The organism is Streptomyces sp. P9(2023) (genome assembly GCF_032436795.1).
Taxonomy (GTDB): Bacteria; Actinomycetota; Actinomycetes; order Streptomycetales; family Streptomycetaceae; genus Streptomyces.
Genome location: NZ_JAUPWM010000008.1, coordinates 248,410 through 272,177, shown reverse-complemented (window position 1 = coordinate 272,177; position 23,768 = coordinate 248,410). Strand labels below are relative to the sequence as shown.

Sequence of the window (23,768 nt, the reverse complement as noted above, 5' to 3'; positions counted from 1 at the left end):
TTCCGAGTCCGGGGCCGCCCCTGTCACGCGATCCTGAACGCTTACGCGTCCTTCGAGAGGTTCGGGCCCGCTCCGCCCGTGGCCTGCTCGATCGGCGGGACGTCCGGCAGGGCCGACTTCTCCTCGCCGCGGAAGGTGAACTTCTTCTCCTCACCCTCGCCCTCGACGTCCACGACCACGATGTGACCGGGGCGCAGCTCGCCGAAGAGGATCTTCTCGGAGAGCGAGTCCTCGACCTCGCGCTGGATCGTCCGGCGCAGCGGCCGGGCGCCCATGACGGGGTCGTAACCCTTCTTGGCGAGCAGCTCCTTCGCGGCCTGGGAGAGCTCGATGCCCATGTCCCGGTCCTTGAGGCGCTCGTCCACCCGGCCGATCATCAGGTCGACGATCTTGAGGATGTCGGACTCGGTGAGCTGCGGGAAGACGATGACGTCGTCCACACGGTTCAGGAACTCCGGGCGGAAGTGCTGCTTCAGCTCGTCGCTGACCTTCGCCTTCATCCGCTCGTAGTTGGACTTCGTGTCGCCCTGGGCGGCAAAGCCCAGGTTGAAGCCCTTCGAGATGTCCCGGGTCCCGAGGTTGGTCGTCATGATGATGACCGTGTTCTTGAAGTCCACGACCCGGCCCTGGGAGTCGGTCAGGCGACCGTCCTCCAGGATCTGGAGAAGGGAATTGAAGATATCGGGGTGGGCCTTCTCGACCTCGTCGAAGAGGACGACGGAGAACGGCTTGCGGCGCACCTTCTCGGTGAGCTGGCCGCCCTCTTCGTAGCCCACGTATCCGGGCGGGGAACCAAAGAGCCGGGAAACCGTGTGCTTCTCGCTGAACTCCGACATGTCGAGGGAGATCATCGCGTCCTCGTCGCCGAAGAGGAATTCGGCGAGCGCCTTGGACAGCTCGGTCTTACCGACACCGGACGGGCCGGCGAAGATGAACGAGCCACCGGGACGCTTCGGGTCCTTCAGACCGGCTCGCGTACGACGGATCGCCCGCGAGAGGCCGATGACGGCGTCCTTCTGGCCGATGACGCGCTTGTGGAGCTCGTCCTCCATGCGGAGCAGGCGGGAGGACTCCTCCTCGGTCAGCTTGAAGACCGGGATGCCGGTGGCGGTCGCGAGGACCTCGGCGATCAGCTCGCCGTCGACCTCGGCGACGACGTCCATGTCGCCGGCCTTCCACTCCTTCTCCCGCTTGGCCTTCGCCGCCAGCAGCTGCTTCTCCTTGTCGCGGAGAGACGCCGCCTTCTCGAAGTCCTGGGAGTCGATCGCGGACTCCTTGTCCCGGCGGACGCCGGCGATCTTCTCGTCGAACTCGCGGAGGTCCGGCGGCGCGGTCATCCGGCGGATGCGCATCCGGGAGCCGGCCTCGTCGATCAGGTCGATCGCCTTGTCCGGCAGGAAGCGGTCCGAGATGTACCGGTCGGCCAGGGTCGCGGCCTGGACGAGGGCCTCGTCCGTGATGGAGACCCGGTGGTGGGCCTCGTAGCGGTCGCGCAGACCCTTGAGGATCTCGATCGTGTGCGGCAGCGACGGCTCGGCGACCTGGATGGGCTGGAAGCGGCGCTCGAGGGCCGCGTCCTTCTCCAGGTACTTCCGGTACTCGTCCAGCGTGGTCGCACCGATGGTCTGGAGCTCACCGCGGGCCAGCATCGGCTTGAGGATGCTGGCGGCGTCGATCGCGCCCTCGGCGGCACCCGCACCCACCAGGGTGTGGAGCTCGTCGATGAACAGGATGATGTCGCCGCGGGTACGGATCTCCTTGAGGACCTTCTTCAGGCGCTCCTCGAAGTCACCGCGGTAGCGGGAGCCGGCGACCAGCGCGCCGAGGTCCAGGGTGTAGAGGTGCTTGTCCTTGAGGGTCTCGGGCACCTCGCCCTTGACGATGGCCTGCGCCAGGCCCTCGACGACGGCGGTCTTGCCGACGCCGGGCTCGCCGATGAGAACCGGGTTGTTCTTCGTACGGCGGGACAGCACCTGCATGACCCGCTCGATCTCCTTCTCGCGCCCGATGACCGGGTCGAGCTTGGATTCGCGGGCCGCCTGGGTGAGGTTGCGGCCGAACTGGTCGAGGACCAGGGACGTCGAGGGGGTGCCCTCGGCAGGACCGCCGGCCGTGGCGGCTTCCTTGCCCTGGTAGCCGGAGAGCAGCTGGATGACCTGCTGCCGCACCCGGTTGAGATCGGCGCCCAGCTTCACGAGGACCTGGGCGGCGACGCCCTCGCCCTCGCGGATCAGGCCGAGCAGGATGTGCTCCGTGCCGATGTAGTTGTGGCCGAGCTGGAGGGCCTCGCGGAGCGACAGCTCCAGGACCTTCTTGGCACGCGGGGTGAAGGGGATGTGGCCGGACGGGGCCTGCTGCCCCTGCCCGATGATCTCCTCAACCTGCTGGCGGACCGCCTCGAGCGAAATCCCGAGGCTCTCCAGGGCCTTAGCGGCGACACCCTCACCCTCGTGGATAAGGCCCAGGAGGATGTGCTCGGTGCCGATGTAGTTGTGGTTGAGCATCCGGGCTTCTTCCTGAGCCAGGACGACAACCCGCCGCGCGCGGTCGGTGAACCTCTCGAACATCGTTAATCGCTCCTCAGAGCGGTCAGTCAGTTAGGGGTCGATCCCCTCCCTGTCCTTCCGCAGCTTAGTCCCGCAAGCGGGGACCGCTCATTCCAACTGCCGACATCCGTCCGGATCACCCCCTTGTCCGTGGGGAGACCTGCTGCCGAACAGCCGACAAATGCTCCAACTCGATGGTGCGAGACGATGTTCCCGCAGGCCAAGCAGTTACCCGCGCTGCCAGTACGCCGATGGCGAACGTGAGACGCAAAACCCGGCGAGTCGTCCCTCCTCACTAGGAATGTCTTACCCGCCGGCACTGACACTCCATGCGGCACACCCCGGTTCCCTCCGCTACGGGCGAACATCCTTGCGCTGCCGAATGCACCCGTACGCCCCCATCACGGACACGGTGCGCAGTGGATCAAGCACGGAGGGTCAGCGACGGCGTAACCAAGGGGCCCTCGGGGGCGTTCGCCGGACATGTCCTCCACCGCGCGGCGCGTGCCGCCGCCCCGCTCGCCGCTCGACGGCGGTACGGCGCGGTGGTACGAGGAGGGGCTCGGCTGGGCGACCGTGGCCGGCCCGCCGGTGGGCCTGGTGACGGGGCTCCGGTTCGACGTCCTGGAGCTGCCCGCCGCGGCCGGTCGCGCGGTGCTGCGCAGGACGGGCGCGGGCGCCACCGGGCCGGTGGCCCTGGCGGGGCGGCGGATGCTGCTCCTGGTGGCCGCGGGAAGCGCGGAGGAGCTGCCGGGACTGCTGGATTGGCTGGAATGGGGCGGTATCGCCCTCGACCTCACCGCGCGGGGCGCCGGCGGCCGGATGACCGCTCCCGTTCCCCCAGGATGGAGCGGTTCCGGCGGGCCGGGCGCCGCGGTGTGGCTGCGTGCCCCCGAGCCGGGCCGCGAGGTGGAGTCCTCGCTGCCGGCCCTGCGGGCCGCGGCGCGGGCCGAAGAGGCCGCCCCCTGTCTCGTACGGCTCGTGGCCACCGCCGCGGCGGAGTGCCATCGGGCCCGGCTGCTGACTGCTCAGCAGCCGACTCGTCAGCGGTTCGCGTCCTCGTAGGCCGACTTGATCTCCGCCGGGACGCGGCCCCGGTCGTTCACGTTGTAGCCGTTCTCCTTGGCCCACGCGCGGATCTTCGCGGTGTCCGGGCCGGCACCGGGGGCGACCCGGCCCTTGCCCCGCGTACCGGCGGTGCGGCCACCGGTGCGCCGACCACTCTTGGTGTACGGCTCGAGCAGACCACGGAGCTTCTCCGCGTTGGCGGTGGTGAGGTCGATCTCGTAGGTCTTGCCGTCCAGCGCGAACGTCACGGTCTCGTCCGCCTCGACGCCGTCGAGGTCGTCGACAAGAAGGACCTGAACCTTCTGTGCCACCGGATTTCCTTTCATCGAAAATGCAGTTACGCGGAAAGGAAACCGCTTTTCCCGGAAAAACACAAACCCCTGGGAGAGGTTCAGAAGCCCGCCGGTGCGGGAAACGTGCGCGATTCGGACATAGAGGTTCCGAGTGGGTTCCGGTGTGGGTATCAGAGCGATCGTTACGATCACAGGTGCAGAAGCATCCGGCTGTTGCCCAAGGTGTTCGGCTTCACTCGTTCGAGACCGAGGAACTCGGCGACACCCTCGTCATAGGAACGCAGGAGCTCGCTGTACACATCTCCGTCGACCGGAGTCTCACCGATCTCCACGAAGCCGCGCTTCGCGAAGAAGTCGACTTCGAAGGTCAGGCAGAATACCCGGCGCACCCCGAGCCAACGGGCGGTGTGCAGCAACTTGTCGAGCACGTGATGTCCGACACCCGCGCCCTTGAACTCGGGATCGACGGCGAGAGTACGCACTTCGGCGAGGTCTTCCCACATCACATGGAGTGCGCCGCAGCCGACCACGACGGCGTCCTCGTCGCGTTCGGCGACCCAGAACTCCTGGATGTCCTCGTAAAGCGTCACGGGCGCTTTGTCGAGCAGGATCCCCCGGCGGACGTACGGGTCGACAAGGCGGCGCACGGCGGCGACATCACCGGTGCGGGCGCGACGAACGGTGACGGCTTTTGAAGCGGTGGAGGACGACGGCATGGGGGGACGTTATCGCCCGGTGTCGCCGGGGGCTCCGGCACCCTCTCCGGCGGGCCCGTCGGTGCCCCCGGTGGCCGCTGGAGACGTGCTTCCGCCGGCTTCCGCCGCAGGTGGGGCGGGGGGTTCCGGCGCGTTGTAGCCGACGACGCGGATCGCGTCGTTGAGGGCGTCGCGCTGCTCGCTCGACATCATGCCGAAGAACGCGACGAGGGCGGCCGCGGGGTTGTCGCTCTGGGCCCAGGCTTCGTTCATGAGTGCGGCCGAGTAGGCGGCGCGCGTGGAGACCGCGGTATATCGATAGGCGCGCCCGTCGACTTCCCTGCGCACCCAGCCCTTCTGGTGGAGATTGTCCATTACCGTCATGACGGTGGTGTAGGCGATGGACCGTTCCTGCTGGAGATCCTCCAGGACTTCCCGGACGGTCACCGGCCGGTTCCATTGCCAGACGCGTGTCATGACGGCGTCTTCGAGCTCTCCCAATTGGCGGGGCACACCGCCACCATAGTCCGCGAAGCGGGAATGGCAGACTATTGACGGAGGAAACGCAACAAAAAGGACGTACGACCTGAAAGCGGTCGTACGTCCTTCGACGCGGGTGGGGCCGGGCGGACTAGGAAGCCGCGCCGTCCGCCTGGCGGGTGGCCTCGGCGCGGGCGAGGGCGGCGTCCACGGCCGCGTCCTCCTTGGCCTTGTTGGGGCCGCCCTGACTCTTCACGATCGTGACGACGAGCATGCTGAAGAACACGGCCATCACGACGGGGGGCAGGAGAGCGGATACGTAGTCCATGGCGTCCAGAGTAGCTATCCGGCGGCGCGCTCCTCGGGCGGGGGCGGGGGTACGGGGCGTCGGCGCGGCGGGAACACCTCGGAGGGCTTGGGCGCCGGGCGCTTGGTGGGGGCGGGCGGCTTCGGGGTGGACGGCTTGGGCTCGTCGGCGGCGCGGCCGCCGGGGAGGGCGAGCAGCAGCCGGGCGCGGGGTGCCGGGGGTGCACGGAAGGCCGGCGCGGGGAAGGCGGAGACGGGGGAGGCCGGCGCGGGGAAGGCGGAGACGGGGGAGGCCGGCGCGGGGAAGGCCGGCGCCGGAACGGGCGGTACGGGCGTGGGCGCCGCCGCCTGGGAGACGCGGGCGAGGCGGGCGCGCACGGAGCGTTCGGCGAGGACCTGGCAGCGTGCCAGGAGGCCGGCGGCCCGGGGGTTGGCCCGGAGGGCGCGCAGGGCGGCGAGGTCGTCGACCCCTGGGTCGTAACCCGCGCCGAGGGCGTCCTGGAGGAGCTCCAGATAGCCGGTGAGCGAGCCGGGCAGGGCCTCGCGGTACAGGGCCAGGTCGGCGAGGAGGAACGCACGGAGCCGACCGGCCTCGCGGACGGTGTCGTCCACGGATTCGGCGAGGCGCAGACAGTCCTGGACGTCCTCGTCCTGAAGGGGGGCGGGGTTGAGGGCGGTGGCAAGGGCGCGTCGGAGCACACGCAGCTCGTCCGCGCTGAACGCCATGCCGCCCCGGGATCCGTATGGCGTGGGCATGGGGTGACGATACGTGCTAATCGGACAAATTTCGTTTACCGATCAGCTCGGTGTGGCGGCGCTCTGTCTCCCGCACGGGCGCCGCCCCCGCCCTACATGCGCGCGACGTTGCGTTCGTACACCAGGCGCAGGCCGATCAGCGTCAGCCAGGGCTCGTGCTCGTCGATCTCCGTGGAGTCGGCGAGGACCATCGGGGCCAGGCCGCCTGTCGCGATGACCGTGACATCGGACGGGTCGCCGTCCGGGCCGACGAGTTCGCGCTTCATCCGGGACACCACGCCGTCGACCTGGCCCGCGTACCCGTAGACGATGCCCGACTGCATCGCCTCCACCGTGTTCTTGCCGATCACGCTGCGCGGACGGGCCAGCTCGATCTTGCGGAGCATCGCACCCTTGACGCCCAGCGCGTCCACCGAGATCTCGATGCCCGGCGCGATCGCCCCGCCCGCGTACTCGCCGCGCGCCGTGACCGCGTCGTACGTCGTAGCCGTGCCGAAGTCGACCACGATCGCCGGGCCCCCGTAGAGCTCGACCGCCGCCGCCGAGTTGACGATGCGGTCCGCGCCGACCTCCTTGGGGTTGTCCGTCAGGACGGGGACGCCCGTCTTGATGCCGGGCTCCACCAGGACCGCCGGGACGTCGCCGTAGTACCGCCGCGTCACCTCGCGCAGCTCGTGCAGCACCGACGGGACGGTCGAGCAGATCGCGATGCCGCCGATGCCGTCACCGAGCTCCACCCCCAGCAGCGGGTGCATGCCCATCAGGCCCTGGAGCAGGACCGCCAGCTCGTCGGCGGTGCGGCGCGGGTCCGTGGAGATGCGCCAGTGCTCGACGATCTCCTCGCCGTCGAAGAGGCCGAGGACGGTCTGCGTGTTGCCGACGTCGATGGTGAGCAGCATCAGACCGCCGCCTCGGAGGCGTCGCGCAGGTCGAGGCCGATGTCGAGGATCGGGGAGGAGTGCGTGAGCCCGCCCACCGCGAGGTAGTCCACGCCCGTCGCCGCGTACGCCGCCGCGTTCTCCAGGGTGAGGCGGCCGGAGGACTCCAGGATCGCGCTGCCGGCGACCAGGGCGACGGCCTCCTCGGTCTCCAGCGGGGTGAAGTTGTCGAGCAGGATCAGATCCGCGCCCGCGTCCAGGACCTCGCGGACCTGGTGCAGCGTGTCGACCTCGACCTCGATCGGCACGTCCGGGAACTGCTCCCGTACGGCCTTGAAGGCCTGCGCGACGCCACCGGCGGCCACCACGTGGTTGTCCTTGACCAGCGCCGCGTCCGAGAGCGACATGCGGTGGTTGACGCCGCCGCCGCAGCGCACCGCGTACTTCTCCAGGGCGCGCAGCCCCGGCGTGGTCTTGCGGGTGTCGCGCACCTTGGCCCCGGTGCCCTCCAGGACGTCCGCCCACGCGCGCGTGGCGGTGGCGATACCGGAGAGGCGGCACATGATGTTCAGCGCGCTGCGCTCGCCGGTGAGCAGGTCGCGGGTGCGGGTGGTGACGCTCAGGAGCTTCTGGCCGGCCTCGACCCGGTCGCCGTCCTCGACGTGCCGCTCGACCTCGAAGGTGTCGGTGCAGACGATGGACAGCACGGCCTCGGCGATCCGCAGGCCGGAGACCACGCCCGCCTCGCGGGCGGTGAAGTCGGCGGTGGCGATCGCGTCCTCGGGGACGGTCGCGACGGTCGTCACGTCCACGCCGCCGTCGAGGTCCTCCTCGATGGCCAGGTGGGCGATGTCCTCGACCTGGACCGGGTCGAGGCCGGCGTCGGCGAGCAGCTGCGCGAGCGCCGGGTCGAGGCCGCTCTCGTAGACCTCGTCGGCGCAGCCGCAGCCGTCACCGCAGCCGCCGGTGTCCTCGGAAGGGGCGCTGATCTGGATGAGGGGGACGTCCACGGGCTGCGGACGTGCTTCTTCGGGCGTGCTCACGGCTGCGGCTCCTTGGATGCGTCGGCGACATCGACGGTTACGGGCGGAAAGTCTGCGGTGGCGGTGGGACGGACCGCCAGTTCGCCGTCGGGGGCGCGGCTCACGATCAGATGGCGGCGCCACCGGTCGTCGTCCCGGTCGGGCCGGTCCTCGCGCCAGTGGCAGCCCCGGGTCTCCTCGCGGGCGAGGGCGGCCGTCACCAGGGCCTCGGAGACCTCCAGGAGGTTGGCCGTCTCCCAGGCCTCGGTGCAGGGCTCGACGGAGTCGGCGAGGTGGTTCATGACGGCGTCCAGGGCGAGAGCACGCAGGGATCCGGACGCCCGCTGGAGGCTCTCCTCGGAGCGCAGTACGCCCGCGTCCGCGCTCATGGTCCGCTGGATGTCGGCGCGCACCTTGGGCGCGAGCACCGGCATCACGCGCGCGTGGGGCGACGTGACCGGCGGCCGCGCCTCGCGGTTCCCGTCCCCGGTGAGGTCGGCGACGATCCGGTCGGTGATCCGCTCGGCGAAGACCAGGCCCTCCAGGAGTGAGTTCGACGCGAGCCGGTTGGCTCCGTGGACCCCCGTACAGGCCACCTCACCGCACGCGTAGAGGCCCGCGACGGTCGTCCGGCCGGTCAGGTCCGTGCGCACTCCGCCGGAGGCGTAGTGGGCCGCTGGGGCGACCGGGATGGGCTCGGTGACCGGGTCGATGCCGTGGGCGCGGCAGGCGGCCAGGATCGTGGGGAAGCGCGTGGCCCACATCTGGGCGCCGAAGTGCCGCGCGTCCAGGTACATGTGCAGGGCGTCCTGCTCCTGCATCCGGCTCGTGATCGCCTTGGCGACGATGTCGCGGGGGGCGAGCTCGGCCAGCTCGTGCTGCCCGAGCATGAACCGGACCCCGTCGGCGTCGACGAGGTGGGCGCCCTCGCCCCGTACCGCCTCGGAGACCAGCGGCTGCTGGCCCTCGGACCCGGCGCCGAGGAAGAGCACCGTCGGGTGGAACTGGACGAATTCCAGGTCGGAGACCTCGGCTCCGGCGCGCAGGGCGAGCGCGACGCCATCGCCGGTGGAGACCGCCGGGTTCGTGGTGGCCGAGAAGACCTGGCCCATGCCGCCAGTGGCGAGGACCACGGCGGGGGCGTGGACGGCTCCCACGCCGTCCTCCTCGCCCTCGCCCATGACGTGCAGGGTGACACCCGCGGTGCGGCCCTCCGCGTCCTTCAGGAGGTCCAGGACGAGCGCGTGCTCGATGGTGCGCACGCCCCGGTCCCGTATCGCCTCGACCAGGGCGCGGGAAATCTCGGCGCCGGTCGCGTCGCCGCCGGCGTGGGCGATCCGGCGGCGGTGGTGGCCGCCCTCGCGGGTCAGGGCGATCTCGCCGTCGGCGGTCTTGTCGAAGTCGGCGCCGGTGGCGATCAGCCGCCGGACGGCGTCGGGGCCCTCGGTGACGAGCAGCCGGACGGCCTCGGCGTCGCAGAGCCCGGCGCCCGCGACGAGGGTGTCGTCCAGGTGCTGCTCGGGGGTGTCGCCCTCGCCGAGCGCGGCGGCGATGCCGCCCTGCGCCCAGCGGGTGGAGCCGGCGTCCAGGCGGGCCTTGGTGACGACGACCGTACGCAGCCCGGCGGCGGTGCAGCGCAGGGCCGCGGTCAGCCCGGCGACTCCGGAGCCGACCACGACGACGTCGGCGTCGATGGACCAGCCCGGCTCGGGCGCGTGCAGCCGTATTCCGGTCACTTGGTGGCTCCGATGGTGGATCCGAACATCAACGGGACGTTGTCGATCAGCCGCGTGCTGCCCACGCGCGCGGCGACGGCGAGGAGCGCCTCGCCGTCGTGGCCGTCGGCGACCTCGGTGAAGTCGGCGGGGTCGACCAGGGCGACGTAGTCGAGGGTGAGCGGGGGCTCGGCCTTCGCCGCCTCGTCGAGGACGGCGCGGGCCGCGGCCCGTACGGCTCCGGCGCCGCCGCCCTCGGAGGCCTGGGCGACCGCGTGGGCGTCTGCCGCGGCCCGGGCCTCGCCGAGCCGGGAGAGCGCCTCCGCGCGGTTCTCGGCCCGGTTCTGGGCGCCGGGCAGGGAGGCGGCACGCGCGCGTAGCGCGTGCTGGGCCGAGAGCCGGTCGCTCGCGGCGAACAGGGCGCGGGAGAGGGCGAGGGCTGTGCGGCGCTCGCCGTCGGAGAGGAAGCGGTTACGGCTGGACAGGGCCAGGCCGTCGGCCTCGCGGACGGTCGGCACGCCGACGATCTCCGCCGGGAAGTTCAGGTCGCGGACCATCCGGCGGATCAGGGCCAGCTGCTGGGCGTCCTTCTGGCCGAAGAAGGCCAGGTCGGGGGCGGTGAGGTGGAGCAGCTTCGCGACGACGGTGAGCATCCCGTCGAAGTGGCCGGGCCGGGAGGCGCCTTCGAGGCGCTCGCCCATGGGGCCCGCGCTGATCCGGACCTGTGGCTCCCCGCCGGGGTACACCTCGTCGACGGAGGGCGCGAAGACGGCGTCCGCGCCGGCGTCCTCGGCCGTCCTGAGGTCGGCGTCGAGGGTCCGGGGATAGCGGTCGAGGTCCTCACCCGCGCCGAACTGCAGCGGGTTGACGAAGACGGTGACGACGACGAACCCGTCGGGTCCGACGTATTCACGGGCCGTACGGACGAGGGTGGCGTGGCCCTCGTGCAGGGCGCCCATGGTCATGACAACGGCGGTGCGGCGCTTTCCGGCCACCTCAGGGGTGTCCGTCACCGTACGGCGGAGTGCGTGGAGTTCGTCCGCCGTACGGACCAGGGCGAAGGTCGTCGATGTCATCGGGCGGTCTCCCCGTCGGCGAGCACACCCAGCAGGTCCTCGGCGAGCTCGGGCTTGAGCAGGCCGTGCGCGAGCGCCCGGTCGGCGGTCGCGCGGGCCATCGCCAGATACCCGGCGACGGTGCCGGGCGCGTGCTTGCGCAGCTCCGCGACATGAGCGGCGACCGTACCGGCGTCCCCGCGCGCGACCGGGCCGGTGAGCGCCCCGTCGCCGGACCGCAGGGCGTTGTCCAGGGCGGCGCCCAGGAGCGGGCCGAGCATCCGGTCGGGGGCGGCGACCCCGGCCGCCCGGAGCAGGTCCATGGCCTGGGCGACCAGCGTGACCAGGTGGTTCGCGCCGAGGGCGAGGGCCGCGTGGTAGAGCGGGCGGGACTCCTCGGCGATCCACTCGGGCTCGCCGCCCATCTCGATGACCAGGGCCTCGGCGGCCAGCCGCAGCTCCACGGGCGCGGTCACCCCGAAGGAGCAGCCGGCGAGCCGCTGCACGTCGACCGACGTGCCGGTGAACGTCATGGCGGGGTGCAGGGCGAGCGGCAGGGCGCCGGCCCGGCGCGCGGGGTCCAGGACCCGCACTCCGTACCGCCCGGAGGTGTGCACGAGCAGCTGTCCCGGCCGTACGGCACCGGTCTCGGCGAGCCCCTCGACCAGGCCCGGCAGGGCGTCGTCGGGAACGGTCAGCAGGACCAGCTCGGCCCGGGCGAGCACCTCGGCGGGCGGCACGACCGGCACGTCGGGGAGCAGGTCGGCGGCGCGCCGGACGGACGCGTCGGAGACCGCGGAGACGGCGACGGGGCGGTGTCCCGCGAGCTGGAGCGCGGCGGCGAGGGCGGGGCCCACCCGGCCCGCTCCGACGACTCCGACGGTGAGTCGCGCGGGTCGGTCCTCCGCTCGGGGTTCTGCTCGGGAGTCAGCTGGATGGTTCACGCGGCAACGGCCTTCCGTTCCAGTCCGCGGGGGGTACCGGACGATTTCTGGTCATGCTACGCCAGCGTTTCGTCCTCCTCCGTGACTGTCCACAGGGTGTGGGCGGCGGTGTGATGATCGGCCCATGGACGAAGACGTGGACGAAGGCATGAGCGGCCGGTCGGACGAGCCGATGGACGGGGACATGGACGGCGACATGGACACGGCCGAAGCGCGGCGCCACCAGGCGACGGTGTGGGGCGGTGCGGGGCGCACGCTGGCGCATTCGCCGGTCGAGGGCACGGTCGGGAGCCGCCTGCGGGAGCTGGCCGCCTGGGCGACGGACGCGGAGGACGACGGCGGCCCCCTCGACGCGTACGGCGACGGACTCGTCGAAGAGCTGGAGCGGCGGGTCGCCGAGGAACTCGGGCTGCCCTCGGCGGTGTTCTTCCCCACCGGGACGATGGCCCAGCAGGTGGCGCTGCGCTGCTGGGCCGGGCGGACCGGGAGCCCGGTCGTCGCCCTCCACCCGCTCTCGCACCCCGAGGTCCACGAGGGCGGCGCGCTGGGGTCGGTGAGCGGGCTGCGGACCGTCCATCCGACGGACGAGCCCAGGCTGCCGACGGCGGAGGAGGTACGGGGCCACACGGAGCCGTTCGGGACGCTGATGCTGGAGCTGCCGCTCCGGGACGCCGGTTACGTGCTGCCGACCTGGGACGAGCTGGTGAAGGTCGTGGCGGCGGCGCGGGAACGGGATGCGGTGGTGCACCTCGACGGCGCGCGGCTGTGGGAGTGCGCCCCGCACTTCGGTCGCGGGCTGCGGGAGATCGCGGGGCTCGCGGACAGCGTGTACGTGTCCTTCTACAAGTCCCTGGGCGGCCTCTCGGGCGCGGCGCTGGCCGGCCCGGAGGACGTGATGGAGGAGGCCAGGGTCTGGCGGCACAGGTACGGGGGCCAGGTCTTCCAGCAGTACCCGGCGGCCGTCTCCGCCCTGCGCGGTCTGGAGCGGGAGCTGCCGCGCCTGCCCTCGTACGTGGCGCACGCGCGCGTGGTGGCCGGATGGCTGCGGGCCGCCTTCGAGGAGGCGGGTGTGCCGTGGTTCCGCGTCCACCCGGAGCCGCCGCACACCCACCAGTTCCAGGTCTGGCTCCCGTACGCCCCCGACGCCCTGACGAAGGCCTCCCTGGCGCTCACGGGGTCGACGGACACGGTCCTCTTCCGCCGCTGGCGCGGCGCGGGCGCGGCCGGTCCGCCGGGGCTCGCGATGACCGAGGTGACGGTGGGCGAGCCGGGGCTCGCGTGGACGGAGTCGGACGTACGGGAGGCGGTACGGAACTTCCTGGCGCTGCTGCCCCAGGCCCAGCAGGCCTAGCAGGCCTTCGGGCGGGCCCAGCGGCTCAGAGCCGTCCGCAGCCGGCCCCGGGCCGGCCGGCCGGCGAGGACCGCGCGGAAGCGGCGGCGGTCGCGGAGGGCACGGACGGTCGCGACGTCGTGGGTGCCGGGCAGCGGCGGCATCCGCTCGCCGTGCTGCGCGGCGCGGTAGGTGTCGAAGAGGTACTGGTGCATCGCGTTCATGCCCTCACCCTGGCTCCGCCCGGAGGCCGCGGTCGCGCCGATTGACGGGCCGCGTCAAACGGCGCGACAGCACCCGCCCGGCGTCCCGCACCATAGGGGCGTGAGCGTGACCATCGACATCACCGGGCTGCCGCACGAGCGGATCGTCTTCGGCCCCTCCCCGCTGGCCGAGCTCGGCGCCGCGCTGCACGCGCTCGCCGAGCCCGCGCACCACTCCGGCCTGCACGCCTGGGCCACGACCACCGCCGCCGGTCTCAAGCCCGAGCTGGCCGACCGGCTGCACGAGGCCGACTTCATGTGGCGCTCCACCCGGTCCGACTTCCTGCTGCCCGCCGAGCCGCGCGGGACGCTCGCCGAGGAGCTCGACGACCTCGACCGGATGGACGACGAGAAGTTCGTCGGCGCGGCGCTGGAAATCTCGTGCAACAGCCAGTACGGCGAAGGCCTGCCGTCCCCGCTCGTCGACCCGGCGGCCCGCCGCCGCATCCTCGACCTGGCCGCCGCGCGCGGTCCGCGACAGGCGGCGTTCGTGGAGCGGATGCTGGCCGATCCGCCCGGCACGCGCGCGTGGATCCGCCGCCTCATGGAGGACTGCGACGACGCGTTCTTCGCCGACACCTGGGGCCGGGTCCGCGTGCAGCTCGCGGCCGACGCCCGGCACAAGACCGAGCTGCTGCGCCACAAGGGCCTCGCCGAGGCCGTCACGGCCGTCTCCCCCGCCATGAGCGTGGAGGAGGACGCCCACGGCACCCGGCTCGTCGTCGACAAGCTGGTCCACGGCCGTACGACCGCCCAGGGCTCGGGGGTCACGTTCCTGCCGACCGCCTTCGGCCGGCCGCACCTCTTCGCCCTGCACGCGCCGGGCTGGCGGCCGGTGGTGCAGTACCCCGTCTCCACCGGCGAACTCGCCGGCACCGCGCCCGTGGAGACGGTCAAGCTCCGTCTGGAGGCCGTCGCGCACCCGATGCGGTTGCGGATGTGTCGTAACCTCGCCCGCGCCTCGTACACGACGAGCGAACTGGCCGACGCGTACGGCATCACCGCGCCGGAGGTCTCCCGGCACCTCGCCGTCCTGAGGAAGGCCGGGCTGCTCACCACCCAGCGCCGCGGCCGGTACGTCATGCACCAGCTGGACGTGACCGTCGTCGCCCGCCTGGGCAGCGACTTCCTGGAGGCGGTCCTGCGCTAGCGCGGCCGAACCGTGCCGAGCGGCTCAGTCGAACCTGAGGTGGGAGAGACCCACCCGGGCCCGGCGCAGCCGATGCCGCAGCGGACCGTCCGAGTTCGGTGCGAGCCGCAGCCCCGCCGTCCGCGCCACCTCGTCCGCGACCTGCGGGACCGTCAGCCGGTCCGTACGGAGGTGGTGCGCGAACTCCGGCCCCTCCAAGCGCTCCAGGCACAGGTCCAACTTCTCCACCGCGAAGCTCTCCCGCTTCAGACCGCGCCCGAGCCCCCGCTCGGTCAGCCGCTTCAGGACCGTCTCCCGCTCCGCGAGCAGCGCGACGTGGTGCACCCGGTCAGCGCCATGCGCCTCGCGCAGCCGGCCGACGGTCTCCTCGAAGTACGCCGGTTCCACGAGCGTCATCGGGACGACGACCGGACCGTCCTCGTACCGCCTCAGTGCCAGGTCCAGCACTTCGTACACGCCCTGCCGCCAGGCCCCCAGGTCCTGGAAGTCGCCCCTCAGGGAGGGCGGCAGCGTGCGGTGCAGACCGAAGCCGATGTGCTCCGGGTCGCAGACGACGCTGCCCGGCAGCCGCCGCCGGATCTCGTACGCCGTCTGTGTCTTCCCGCCCCCGAACGGGCCGTTGATCCACAGCAGCACGGCCGGGATCAGCCCGCCCCGCCGCCCGCCCGGACCAGGCCCGTCTCGTACGCGAGCACGACCACCTGCACGCGGTCGCGCAGCTCCAGCTTGGTCAGGATGCGGCCGACGTGGGTCTTCACCGTGGCCTCCGACAGCACGAGCCGGGCGGCGATCTCGCCGTTCGACAGGCCCTGGGCGACCAGGAGCATCACCTCGCGCTCCCGGTCGGTGAGCCGCTCCACCTCCTTGTGCTGCGGCTCCTTCCCCGACGACGGCAGCATCGGCGAGAACCGGTCCAGGAGGCGGCGGGTCGTCGACGGGGCGACCACCGCGTCCCCGCTGTGCACCGAACGGATCGCCGCGAGCAGCTCGGCCGGCGGCACGTCCTTCAGCATGAAGCCGCTCGCGCCCGCCTTGAGCCCGGAGAAGGCGTACTCGTCCAGGTCGAAGGTGGTCAGGATCAGGACGCGGGGCGCGTCGGGCTCCGAGCAGATCCGCCGGGTCGTCTCGACCCCGTCCAGCTTGGGCATCCGGACGTCCATCAGCACCACGTCCACGGCCGTCGACCGCAGCACCTCCAGCGCCTCCACGCCGTCGCCCGCCTCCGCCACGACCTCCATGTCCGGCTGGGCGGCGAGCACCATGCGGAAGCCGGTGCGCAGCAGCACCTGGTCGTCGACGAGCATCACGCGGATGGACATGAAGATCCTTAGGGGTCGTCAGTGGGCGGGCTTGAGGGGGAGCAGGGCGCTGATCCGGAAGCCGCCCCCGGGGCGCGGGCCCGCGTCCAGGGTGCCGCCGACCATGCCGACCCGCTCCCGCATGCCGATCAGGCCGTGGCCCCGGCCGTCGGCGCCCCCGTCCTCGTACATCTCGTGGGTCGCACCGCGACCGTCGTCCTCGACGAGCAGCCCGAGACCGTCGTCGAAGTAGACCAGACGGACGCTGGCGCCGACGTCCGGACCGCCGTGCTTACGGGTGTTGGTGAGGGCTTCCTGCACGATCCGGTACGCGGTGAGCTCGACGCCGCTCGGCAGCGGACGCGGGGTGCCTTCGATCCGGAAGTCCACGGTCAGACCGGCGCTCCTGACCTGCTCGACCAGGTCCTCGATCTGCTCGACGTCCGGCTGCGGAACGTACTCCCCCACCTCCTTGTGCTCGCCGGTGCGCAGGATGCCGAGCAGCCGGCGCATCTCGGCGAGCGCCTGCCGGCCCGTCGAGGAGATGGTCTCCAGGGCCTGCTTGGCCTGGTCGGGCGAGGCGTCCAGGACGTAGGCGGCGCCGTCGGCCTGGACGACCATCACCGACACGTTGTGCGCGACGACGTCGTGCAGCTCGCGGGCGATCCGGGCGCGCTCGGCGGCGACCGCGACCTTGGCCTGCGCCTCGCGCTCCTGCTCCAGGCGCGAGGCCCGCTCCTCCAGCTGCGCGAAGTAGGCCCGGCGGGTGCGCAGGGAGTCGCCGAGCACCCAGGCGAGGGCGAACGGCACGGTCATGATGATCGTGAAGAAGACGCGGGCGATCGTGGAGTTGATCTCCTCCTGCTCCGGCCAGCGCAGCTGGGCGAGCGTCGCCGCGCTGAGGCCGCCGGCCAGGGCGAGGCGGGAGGCCCAGCGGGGGCCGTCGTGCGCGGCGACCGTGTAGATGATCACCAGCATCGCGAAGTCGGCGAAGAACGGCAGCAGCCCGAAGGCGAGCTGGGCGACGCCCAGGACGACCGTCAGCACGAGCATCTTCTCGGGCGCGCGTCTGCGCAGGGCGACGACCAGGCTGAACAGCGCGCCGAGGACGCCGTACGCGGCGGCGTTGTCGACCGCCGGGTAGGACGAGCCCACCCACAGCAGGGAGAGCCCGAAGAGGACGACGGCCCAGAAGCTGTCGACGCCCGTCGGGTGTCTGCGGATGAAGTCGTAGAGGCGCTGCACGTAACCCAGCGTAGGGAAAGCGGATAGGTGCAGGGGTCAACCGTGGGGTCGATCCTTGACGCGAGGCCCGTACTCCCCAAGGTGGAGACTGGGCTCGTGACGGATGAGACGTGTCAGTGGCAGGGGTGGCGCGAGGCCACGGAGCAGGCGTTGTACGGCCCAGGGGGGTTCTTTCTGCGCCCCGAGGGCCCGGCCGGTCACTTCCGTACCTCGGTGCACGCGGGTCCGCTCTTCGCGGGGGCGGTCGCGCGGCTGCTGGCGGAGGTGGCGGAGGAGCTGGGGGCGGAGCTCGGCTCGGATCCGGTCTCCTTCGTGGACGTGGGGGCGGGGCGGGGCGAGCTGGTGACGGGGGTGCTGTCGGCCGCCTCCGCGCTGGGGCTTCCGGTACGGGCGTACGGCGTCGAGCGCGCGGCCCGGCCGGCCGGGCTCGACCCCCGGGTGCAGTGGACGGACCGGGTGCCGGAGGGCGTGCGCGGGCTGCTCTTCGCGAACGAGTGGCTCGACAACGTGCCGGTGGACGTGGCGTGCGTTGACGAGTCGGGGGTCGTGCGGTACGTCGAGGTGCGGGCGGCAGACGGGGCGGAGCGGCTCGGCCGGGCCGTCGAGGGGGCGGACGCGGAGTGGCTGGCGCGGTGGTGGCCGCTGACGGAGCCCGGCGAGCGAAGCGAGATGGCGGTCCCCCCGGACGGAGTCTGGGGGAGGGCGGAGATCGGGCGGCCCCGGGACGAGGCGTGGGAGGCGGCGGTCGGCCGCGTGGCGGCGGGGCGGGCGGTGGCGGTGGACTACGGGCACCTACGGGAGTCCAGGCCGCCCTTCGGGACGCTGACGGGGTTCCGGGGCGGGCGGGAGGTCGCGGCGGTGCCGGACGGGTCGTGCGACGTCACGGCGCATGTGGCGATGGACGCGGTCGCCTTGGCCGGCGGGGAGGTGGTGACGCAACGGGAGGCGCTGCGTCGCTTGGGCGTGCGGGGGGAGCGGCCGTCGTTGTCCCTCGCGACGAGTGATCCGGCCGCGTACGTGCGGGCTCTCGGCGCGGCCGGGGAGGCGGCCGAGCTGACCGCGCGCGGGGGCCTGGGCGACTTTCTGTGGCTGACGCGACGGGTCCCGGGCTGACGGGGCGCCGCGCCCGGGGGGAGCTGACGGGGCACCGCCCCCGGGCGGGAGGCACGACAGGGCACCGCCCTGGGCGAGGGGCATGACAAGGCACCGCCCTGGGCGAGGGGCATGACAGGGCACCGCCCTGGGCGAGGGGCATGACAAGGCACCGCCCTGGGCGAGGGGCATGACAAGGCCCCCCCGTGGGTTGTGCCCACCCGTTCCGCCCTGCGGAACGATTGCCCACAACGGGGGCGGGACGGCTGCCCACAACGGATCCGGCGCGGGAGATACTGTCCCCATGACGGAGACGACGGTCGGAATCGGCGGGGCGGCGGAGAGCACCGACATGGTGCTGAACATCGGGCCGCAGCATCCCTCGACCCACGGCGTGCTCCGGCTGCGGCTGGTTCTCGACGGTGAGGTGATCCAGCGGGTCGAGCCGGTCATCGGCTACATGCACCGGGGCGCCGAGAAGCTCTTCGAGGCGCGCGACTACCGGCAGATCGTCATGCTCGCCAACCGCCACGACTGGCTCTCCGCCTTCTCCAACGAGCTCGGTGTCGTCATGGCCGTCGAGCGCATGCTCGGCATGGAGGTCCCCGAGCGGGCCGTCTGGACGCGGACGCTGCTCGCCGAGCTGAACCGGGTGCTCAACCACCTGATGTTCCTCGGCTCGTACCCCCTCGAACTGGGCGGCATCACCCCGGTCTTCTACGCGTTCCGGGAGCGCGAGGAGCTCCAGGCCGTGATGGAGGAGGTCTCCGGCGGCCGGATGCACTACATGTTCAACCGGGTCGGCGGGCTCAAGGAGGACCTGCCCGCCGGGTGGCTGGACCGGGCGCGCGCGGCCGTCGCCGACGTACGGTCGCGGATGGACGTGTACGACAAGCTCGTCCTCGGCAACGAGATTTTCCGGGGCCGTACCAGGGGCGTCGGCGTCCTGACCCCGACCGCCGTGCACGCGTACGGCGTCTCCGGGCCCATCGCCCGCGCCTCCGGTGTCGACTTCGACCTGCGCCGCGACGAGCCGTACCTGGCCTACGGGGAGCTTCAGGACACGCTCCAGGTGGTCACCCGCCAGGAGGGCGACTGCCTCGCCCGCTTCGAGTGCCTGCTGGAGCAGACCCACAACTCCCTGGACCTCGCGGACGCCTGCCTCGACCGGATCGCGGACCTCCCGCAGGGGCCGATCAACCAGCGGCTGCCGAAGGTGCTCAAGGCCCCGGAGGGCCACACGTACGCCTGGACCGAGAACCCGCTCGGCATCAACGGCTACTACCTGGTCTCCAAGGGCGAGAAGACGCCGTACCGGCTCAAGCTGCGCTCGGCGTCCTTCAACAACATCCAGGCGCTGACCGAGTTGCTGCCGGGCACGCTCGTCGCCGACATGGTCGCGATCCTGGGTTCGTTGTTCTTCGTCGTCGGCGACATCGACAAGTAGCCCGTAGGCCGACGGGTGAATCCCTCGGTCAGGGCTTTCCGCGCATGACCACGAACTCCCTGCCGTCCTTCTCCGGGCTTCTGTGCTCCACCACCTGCCAGCCCCACCGCTCGTAACGCTCCCGCAGCTCCGGTACGTCGAGCGTCATCAGGAGGCGCGGGGTGGGGGCCTGGGCGAGGAGTTCGTCGTGGAGGGCGCGGCCCAGGCCGTGGCCCTGGTGGGCGGGGGCGACGACGAGTTCGGCGAGTTCGAACGCCTGCTCCGCGCCCGACAGCATGGTGTCGAGCCAGCCGGCGGCGAAGCCGGTCAGCTCACCGTCCGCGCCGAACGACGCGACGCAACGGAAGCCCGGTTGTCCGGCGGCCGCCATGCCGAACAGCCGCTCCACCGTCCGCAGCGCCTCGCGCGGGGGTTCGCGCCAGGGCGGGCCGCAGAACGCCTGCGCGCACAGGGCGATCCACTCGTCCCGGCGGGCGGCCATGTCCTCGGCGGTGAGCGCCCGGATCGTCAAGAGCCGACGGCTCCGCGCAGTTCGGCCACGTCGAGCTGCTCGGTCTCGTCGTGCGCGGTCAGGTCGATGACGTTGCCGATCGCCCGCTGTTCGGGGGCGCGGCGCGCGACGGTCGCGAGGACCTCCTCGCCCACCACGTCGGCCAGATCGGCGTCCTCCACGGCCACGGCCTCGATGGCGGCCGCCGCCTCCTTCTGCGTACCGAAGAAGTCGAAGCCTCCCTCGGGGCGCGTGGCGCGTCGGCCGGCGTAGGGGACGATCGCGGAGGCGGCCGGCACGGCCCGTACCGCGGGAACGGCGGCAGCCGGCATGGCGGGTACGACGGCGGTCGACGGTCGAGCGTGCTGCTCGCTCCCGGCGGCCGCCGCGTGCTTCCCCTGCGGCTCCTCCGTCTCCCGGGCGCGCTCGGCGAGATCCCGGTTGCGGGCGGCCTCGGCCGTGCGGCGGGCCTCCTGGGCGGCGGCGTTGCGCGCGAGGTCGCGCAGGGCCTCGGCGGCCTGGCGGTACGCGGCCGGCGTCGGCGTGGATCCGGCGGCCGGCAGCTCCTTGGCTGGGACGGTCGCCTCCAGGGCGAGCTGCCTGCGGCCTTCGAGCGCGCTGGCCCGCTCCGTCTCGGCGTTGGCGTACCGGCGCAGCAGCGCCGCGTGCTCGCCGCGCAGTCCGGCGAGTTCGACCCGCTTGGCGCGCAGCTTGGCGTCCAGCTTGGCCCGCAGCTCGCGCGACTCCTCGAGGTCGGACTCGAGTTCCGCTATCCGCTCCTCGGTCTTCCACAGGTCCGCCGAACGCGCCCGGGTCAGCTCGGCGACCTTGCGGCCGGCGCTCCGGTCCCAACTGCGCATGATGACGCCACCGGTGACCGCGGCGGCCGCCGCGGCGGCCACGAGCAGCCGCAGCACCACGGGATCGGCGAGCAGCCAGGCGCCCGCGGCACAGACGACCGACGCTCCGGCGACCGCGGAGGGCGGCAGAAGCTTGTGGAGGGGAGGTGAATGGCGGTGGCGTCCACGTGGCATGGCCTGAAATTTACCGTGCGTAGGCGCTGTATGGGGTGTCGGCCCGGCAATCTCTTGGCCACTTCTCGCCGTCGCGGCGGAGCCCCGGTAAGGGCCGGGCCGATCCCCCTTGACCGGGCCTTACTTCGTGACCAGCCCCTTCGACTCCAGATAGGCCTTCGCCACGTCCGCGGGCTTCGCGCGCTCGGCGTCGACCTTGCGGTTCAGTTCGGCGAGATCGGCCGTGGTGAGCACCTTTGTGATCTTGTCGAGAGCGGCTGCGATCTCGGGCGATCCGGCGTCCTTGGCATTGACCACCGGCAGCACATTGTCGGCGTTCTGGAGCTTCTTGTCGTCGTCGAGGAAGACCAGGCCGAAGCTCTCGACCGTGGCGTCCGTCGTGGTGGTCAGCACCAGCTGGTCCACGCCGTCCTTGACCGCCTGCTTGGACTGCGGGGTGCCGACGCCCTTGGGGTCGATCCCGGTCACGTCGATGCCGTAGGTCTTCTTCAGACCGGGCGCGCAGAACGGCCGTATCTCGCATTCGTCGCCGGCCGCGATCTTCACCTTCAGCTTGGCGGCGCCGAGGTCGGAAAGCGTCTTCAGCTTGTTCTTCTCGGCGAATTCCTTGGAGACCGCGAAGGCGTTCTGGTCGACGGCCTCGCCGACCGCGAGGACCTTCAGACCGCGCGGCTCGGCGAGCTTCTTCAGCGCCTCCACCGTGGCGGCGGCGTCTCCGGAGGCGACCGGCTTCTCCTCGGTCGCCTTCGGGCCGTTCACCTTCGCATTGAGGAATTCCGCGATCGTCGCCGCGTATTCCGGTACGACGTCGATCTCGCCCTTCTCCAGGGAGGGTTCGTACAGCTCGCGGTTCTTCACCGTGGTGATGGTCGCGGAGTATCCGGCGTCGGTCAGCACCTGCGCGTAGAGCTCCGCGAGCACCTTGGACTCGGTGAACGCCGCGGCGCCCACGACGAGGGAGCCCTTCTTCGCGCCGGACGCGCCGCCGCTGCCGCCCGCCTTGCCCTGCTCCAGGCTGTCGCCGCCGCACGCGGCGAGCGAGACGGTCAGCGCCGCCGTACTCAGTACCGCACCCGCGATACGCCAGGTCCTGCTCACGAGATCACTCCCAGTCGTCGAAGTACGTGTTACGTCGTCACAAGCATTCGTGCGTCACAAGCATTCGTGCCCGCCGGCGTTCGTGTGTCACAAGCGTTCGTTCGTTACAAGCGGTTCTCAGGCGCGTCGGCCGAGCAGCCGGTCCGCGCCCACCAGCAGGACCTCCACCAGGAGGGCGAGCAGGGCCACGAGCAGGGCGCCCGCGACCACCTGCGGGGTGTCGTACGTGTTGAATCCGGCGGTGATGATCCGGCCGAGGCCCCCCTGGCCGACCATCGCCGCGATCGTGGCCGTGGCGACGACCTGCACGGCGGCCGACCGCAGACCGGTCATGACCAGCGGCCGGGCGAGGGGGAGTTCGACCTTCCGGAAGACCTGTCCGCCCGACATGCCCATCCCGCGCGCGGCCTCCACCACCGCCCGGTCCACCTCGCGCATCCCCACGTACGCGTTGGTGAGCAGCGGCGGCACCGCGAAGAGCACCAGCGCGATCACCGTGGGCACGTACCCCGCGTTGCGCAGCGGCGAGACCATGAAGAGGGCCAGGACCGCGAAGACGGGGATCGCCCGTCCGACGTTGGAGATGTTGACCGCGAGGGCGCCACCCTTGCCGAGGTGTCCGAGCCACAGTCCCACCGGGAGGGCGATCGCGCAGGCGAGCAGCAGCGAGACCCCGCTGACGTACACGTGCTCACCGAGGCGGTGCCACACCCCGCCGTCGCCCGCCCAGTTGGCGCCGGTGGTCAGCCAGCTCCAGGCGTCCGCCACGATCCCCACCGCTCACTCGCCCCCCGGCGCCGTGCGTATTCGGGTCCACGGGGTCAGCAGCCGCTGCACACCGAGCAGCAGCAGGTCCGCGACCACCGCGAGCAGGACGCACAGCACCGAGGCCGCGAGCACCTGCGCCTTGAAGAACGTCGGCAGCGCGTCCTCGATGAGGTTGCCGAGGCCGCCCCGTCCGACGATCGAGCCGACCGTCGTCAGCGCGATCGTGGAGACCGTCGCCATACGTATGCCGGCCATCAACGCGGGCAGCGCGAGCGGCAACTCGACCTCCCACAGCAGCCGCCCCGACCCGTACCCCATGCCGCGCGCGGCCTCCCGCGCCTCGGCCGGCACCGCGTCCAGGCCCGCCACCATGTTCCGTACGAGAATCGTCAGCGAGTACAGCACGAGGCCCGTCACCACCAGCGCGGCGGACAGCCCGAAGAACGGCAGCAGCAGCGAGAACATCGCCAGCGACGGAATCGTGTACAGCAACGTCGTCAGACCGAGCACCGGCCCGGCGAACCGCGGCCGGGCCCGCACGAGCAGCGCCAGCGGAAAGGCGACGGCGATGCCGACGAGCACGGACACGGCCGTGATGCCCACGTGCTGGAGCAGGGCGTCGGTCAACTCCTGACTGCGCGTGCGCAGATACTCCCCACAGATCCAGTCGTTCGTCACCAGACAATTCGCCGCGCTCATGTACCCTCCCCCCGGTCACCAGCATTGCCGAACATATGTCTGACCGACCCTATCCCCCGGCACCGACAATCGCCGAGGACCGCCACATCGCGGCAA

General features: G+C 71.9%; 25 protein-coding genes. 5 read left to right on the top strand and 20 right to left on the bottom strand.

Features of this window, described 5'->3' with window-relative positions:
- Positions 1 to 41 precede the first annotated feature (41 nt).
- Entirely contained in the window at positions 42 to 2,567 is a 2,526-nt protein-coding gene (locus Q5762_RS15145; RefSeq protein ID WP_315892593.1) for an ATP-dependent Clp protease ATP-binding subunit, read from the bottom strand.
- A 462-nt stretch (positions 2,568 to 3,029) separates the two neighbouring features.
- Here Q5762_RS15145 and Q5762_RS15140 point away from each other — a divergent pair, with 462 nt between their 5' ends.
- Positions 3,030 to 3,611, top strand: coding sequence for an SCO3374 family protein (locus Q5762_RS15140; RefSeq protein ID WP_315892592.1), 582 nt, complete (start codon positions 3,030 to 3,032; stop codon positions 3,609 to 3,611).
- On the opposite strand, the gene Q5762_RS15135 is transcribed toward Q5762_RS15140, so the two are convergent.
- The 10 genes from Q5762_RS15135 to Q5762_RS15090 form a co-directional block, all read right to left on the bottom strand.
- The gene (locus Q5762_RS15135; RefSeq protein WP_315892591.1) at positions 3,590 to 3,925 is read right to left on the bottom strand and encodes an Lsr2 family protein; all 336 of its coding nucleotides are present in this window, start codon (positions 3,923 to 3,925) and stop codon (positions 3,590 to 3,592) included. The two genes, Q5762_RS15140 and Q5762_RS15135, sit on opposite strands and share 22 nt — an antisense overlap.
- Positions 3,926 to 4,095: 170 nt before the next feature.
- On the bottom strand, positions 4,096 to 4,623 hold the full coding sequence (locus Q5762_RS15130) for an amino-acid N-acetyltransferase (RefSeq protein WP_315892590.1): 528 nt from the start codon (positions 4,621 to 4,623) through the stop codon (positions 4,096 to 4,098).
- A 9-nt stretch (positions 4,624 to 4,632) separates the two neighbouring features.
- Positions 4,633 to 5,115 (bottom strand): BlaI/MecI/CopY family transcriptional regulator, encoded by a 483-nt coding sequence (locus Q5762_RS15125; protein WP_315892589.1) that lies wholly within the window; start codon positions 5,113 to 5,115, stop codon positions 4,633 to 4,635.
- A gap of 118 nt (positions 5,116 to 5,233) precedes the next feature.
- Positions 5,234 to 5,410: a hypothetical protein gene (locus tag Q5762_RS15120; protein WP_315892588.1), complete on the bottom strand. Its 177-nt coding sequence runs from the start codon at positions 5,408 to 5,410 to the stop codon at positions 5,234 to 5,236.
- A 14-nt stretch (positions 5,411 to 5,424) separates the two neighbouring features.
- Positions 5,425 to 6,114, bottom strand: coding sequence for a hypothetical protein (locus Q5762_RS15115; RefSeq protein ID WP_315892631.1), 690 nt, complete (start codon positions 6,112 to 6,114; stop codon positions 5,425 to 5,427).
- A gap of 122 nt (positions 6,115 to 6,236) precedes the next feature.
- A complete protein-coding gene (locus tag Q5762_RS15110; protein WP_315892587.1) occupies positions 6,237 to 7,043 on the bottom strand; it encodes a type III pantothenate kinase in 807 nt (268 codons plus the stop codon).
- Entirely contained in the window at positions 7,043 to 8,065 is a 1,023-nt protein-coding gene (nadC, locus tag Q5762_RS15105; RefSeq protein ID WP_315892586.1) for a carboxylating nicotinate-nucleotide diphosphorylase, read from the bottom strand. Before nadC ends, Q5762_RS15110 begins: the two co-directional genes overlap by 1 nt.
- Positions 8,062 to 9,780 (bottom strand): L-aspartate oxidase, encoded by a 1,719-nt coding sequence (locus Q5762_RS15100; RefSeq protein ID WP_315892585.1) that lies wholly within the window; start codon positions 9,778 to 9,780, stop codon positions 8,062 to 8,064. Before Q5762_RS15100 ends, nadC begins: the two co-directional genes overlap by 4 nt.
- On the bottom strand, positions 9,777 to 10,835 hold the full coding sequence (gene panC / locus Q5762_RS15095; RefSeq protein WP_315892584.1) for a pantoate--beta-alanine ligase: 1,059 nt from the start codon (positions 10,833 to 10,835) through the stop codon (positions 9,777 to 9,779). Before panC ends, Q5762_RS15100 begins: the two co-directional genes overlap by 4 nt.
- Positions 10,832 to 11,758, bottom strand: coding sequence for a DUF2520 domain-containing protein (locus Q5762_RS15090; RefSeq protein ID WP_315892583.1), 927 nt, complete (start codon positions 11,756 to 11,758; stop codon positions 10,832 to 10,834). Before Q5762_RS15090 ends, panC begins: the two co-directional genes overlap by 4 nt.
- Before the next feature lie 148 nt (positions 11,759 to 11,906).
- On the opposite strand from Q5762_RS15090, the gene Q5762_RS15085 reads away from it, so the two are divergent.
- Positions 11,907 to 13,109 carry a threonine aldolase family protein gene (locus tag Q5762_RS15085; protein ID WP_399495168.1) on the top strand — a complete coding sequence of 401 codons (1,203 nt, stop codon included), beginning with the start codon at positions 11,907 to 11,909 and terminating at the stop codon, positions 13,107 to 13,109.
- Here Q5762_RS15085 and Q5762_RS15080 read toward each other — a convergent pair.
- Entirely contained in the window at positions 13,106 to 13,312 is a 207-nt protein-coding gene (locus Q5762_RS15080; protein WP_315892582.1) for a hypothetical protein, read from the bottom strand. The two genes, Q5762_RS15085 and Q5762_RS15080, sit on opposite strands and share 4 nt — an antisense overlap.
- A 100-nt stretch (positions 13,313 to 13,412) precedes the next feature.
- Between Q5762_RS15080 and Q5762_RS15075 the strand changes: the two genes are divergently transcribed.
- Complete coding sequence (locus Q5762_RS15075) at positions 13,413 to 14,501, top strand: DUF5937 family protein (RefSeq protein WP_315892581.1); 1,089 nt, start codon at positions 13,413 to 13,415, stop codon at positions 14,499 to 14,501.
- Between the two features lie 24 nt (positions 14,502 to 14,525).
- Here the strand turns inward: Q5762_RS15075 and Q5762_RS15070 are convergent, their stop codons facing one another.
- From Q5762_RS15070 to Q5762_RS15060, 3 genes are read right to left on the bottom strand one after another with little or no spacing between them, the layout of a single operon-like run.
- Positions 14,526 to 15,137: an AAA family ATPase gene (locus tag Q5762_RS15070; protein ID WP_315892580.1), complete on the bottom strand. Its 612-nt coding sequence runs from the start codon at positions 15,135 to 15,137 to the stop codon at positions 14,526 to 14,528.
- Between the two features lie 8 nt (positions 15,138 to 15,145).
- Positions 15,146 to 15,820, bottom strand: a complete 675-nt coding sequence (locus tag Q5762_RS15065) for a response regulator transcription factor (protein WP_315892579.1) — start codon at positions 15,818 to 15,820, stop codon at positions 15,146 to 15,148.
- 18 nt (positions 15,821 to 15,838) lie between these two features.
- The gene (locus Q5762_RS15060; protein ID WP_315892578.1) at positions 15,839 to 17,044 is read right to left on the bottom strand and encodes a sensor histidine kinase; all 1,206 of its coding nucleotides are present in this window, start codon (positions 17,042 to 17,044) and stop codon (positions 15,839 to 15,841) included.
- A gap of 96 nt (positions 17,045 to 17,140) precedes the next feature.
- On the opposite strand from Q5762_RS15060, the gene Q5762_RS15055 reads away from it, so the two are divergent.
- Positions 17,141 to 18,157 (top strand): SAM-dependent methyltransferase, encoded by a 1,017-nt coding sequence (locus Q5762_RS15055; protein ID WP_315892577.1) that lies wholly within the window; start codon positions 17,141 to 17,143, stop codon positions 18,155 to 18,157.
- Positions 18,158 to 18,440: 283 nt separating this feature from the next.
- The gene (locus tag Q5762_RS15050) at positions 18,441 to 19,583 is read left to right on the top strand and encodes an NADH-quinone oxidoreductase subunit D (RefSeq protein WP_315892576.1); all 1,143 of its coding nucleotides are present in this window, start codon (positions 18,441 to 18,443) and stop codon (positions 19,581 to 19,583) included.
- A 28-nt stretch (positions 19,584 to 19,611) separates the two neighbouring features.
- Here the strand turns inward: Q5762_RS15050 and Q5762_RS15045 are convergent, their stop codons facing one another.
- The 5 genes from Q5762_RS15045 to Q5762_RS15025 form a co-directional block, all read right to left on the bottom strand.
- The gene (locus Q5762_RS15045) at positions 19,612 to 20,094 is read right to left on the bottom strand and encodes a GNAT family N-acetyltransferase (protein WP_315892575.1); all 483 of its coding nucleotides are present in this window, start codon (positions 20,092 to 20,094) and stop codon (positions 19,612 to 19,614) included.
- Complete coding sequence (locus tag Q5762_RS15040; RefSeq protein WP_315892574.1) at positions 20,091 to 21,107, bottom strand: hypothetical protein; 1,017 nt, start codon at positions 21,105 to 21,107, stop codon at positions 20,091 to 20,093. The genes Q5762_RS15045 and Q5762_RS15040 overlap by 4 nt, the downstream gene beginning before the upstream one ends.
- A 120-nt stretch (positions 21,108 to 21,227) precedes the next feature.
- A complete protein-coding gene (locus tag Q5762_RS15035; protein WP_315892573.1) occupies positions 21,228 to 22,205 on the bottom strand; it encodes an ABC transporter substrate-binding protein in 978 nt (325 codons plus the stop codon).
- Positions 22,206 to 22,322: 117 nt separating this feature from the next.
- Positions 22,323 to 22,982 carry an ABC transporter permease gene (locus Q5762_RS15030; protein WP_315892572.1) on the bottom strand — a complete coding sequence of 220 codons (660 nt, stop codon included), beginning with the start codon at positions 22,980 to 22,982 and terminating at the stop codon, positions 22,323 to 22,325.
- 3 nt (positions 22,983 to 22,985) lie between these two features.
- Positions 22,986 to 23,672 (bottom strand): ABC transporter permease, encoded by a 687-nt coding sequence (locus Q5762_RS15025; protein WP_315892571.1) that lies wholly within the window; start codon positions 23,670 to 23,672, stop codon positions 22,986 to 22,988.
- Between the last annotated feature and the right edge of the window lie 96 nt (positions 23,673 to 23,768).

Excerpts from the sequence above, each read along its gene's own strand:
- Q5762_RS15145 (WP_315892593.1), bottom strand. The coding sequence starts at position 2,567 with ATGTTCGAGAGGTTCACCGACCGCGCGCGGCGGGTTGTCGTCCTGGCT.
- Q5762_RS15140 (WP_315892592.1), top strand. The coding sequence starts at position 3,030 with ATGTCCTCCACCGCGCGGCGCGTGCCGCCGCCCCGCTCGCCGCTCGAC.
- Q5762_RS15130 (WP_315892590.1), bottom strand. The coding sequence starts at position 4,623 with ATGCCGTCGTCCTCCACCGCTTCAAAAGCCGTCACCGTTCGTCGCGCC.
- Q5762_RS15120 (WP_315892588.1), bottom strand. The coding sequence starts at position 5,410 with ATGGACTACGTATCCGCTCTCCTGCCCCCCGTCGTGATGGCCGTGTTC.
- Q5762_RS15115 (WP_315892631.1), bottom strand. The coding sequence starts at position 6,114 with ATGGCGTTCAGCGCGGACGAGCTGCGTGTGCTCCGACGCGCCCTTGCC.
- Q5762_RS15110 (WP_315892587.1), bottom strand. The coding sequence starts at position 7,043 with ATGCTGCTCACCATCGACGTCGGCAACACGCAGACCGTCCTCGGCCTC.
- panC (WP_315892584.1), bottom strand. The coding sequence starts at position 10,835 with ATGACATCGACGACCTTCGCCCTGGTCCGTACGGCGGACGAACTCCAC.
- Q5762_RS15085 (WP_399495168.1), top strand. The coding sequence starts at position 11,907 with ATGAGCGGCCGGTCGGACGAGCCGATGGACGGGGACATGGACGGCGAC.
- Q5762_RS15080 (WP_315892582.1), bottom strand. The coding sequence starts at position 13,312 with ATGAACGCGATGCACCAGTACCTCTTCGACACCTACCGCGCCGCGCAG.
- Q5762_RS15065 (WP_315892579.1), bottom strand. The coding sequence starts at position 15,820 with ATGTCCATCCGCGTGATGCTCGTCGACGACCAGGTGCTGCTGCGCACC.
- Q5762_RS15050 (WP_315892576.1), top strand. The coding sequence starts at position 18,441 with ATGACGGAGACGACGGTCGGAATCGGCGGGGCGGCGGAGAGCACCGAC.
- Q5762_RS15040 (WP_315892574.1), bottom strand. The coding sequence starts at position 21,107 with ATGCCACGTGGACGCCACCGCCATTCACCTCCCCTCCACAAGCTTCTG.
- Q5762_RS15025 (WP_315892571.1), bottom strand. The coding sequence starts at position 23,672 with ATGAGCGCGGCGAATTGTCTGGTGACGAACGACTGGATCTGTGGGGAG.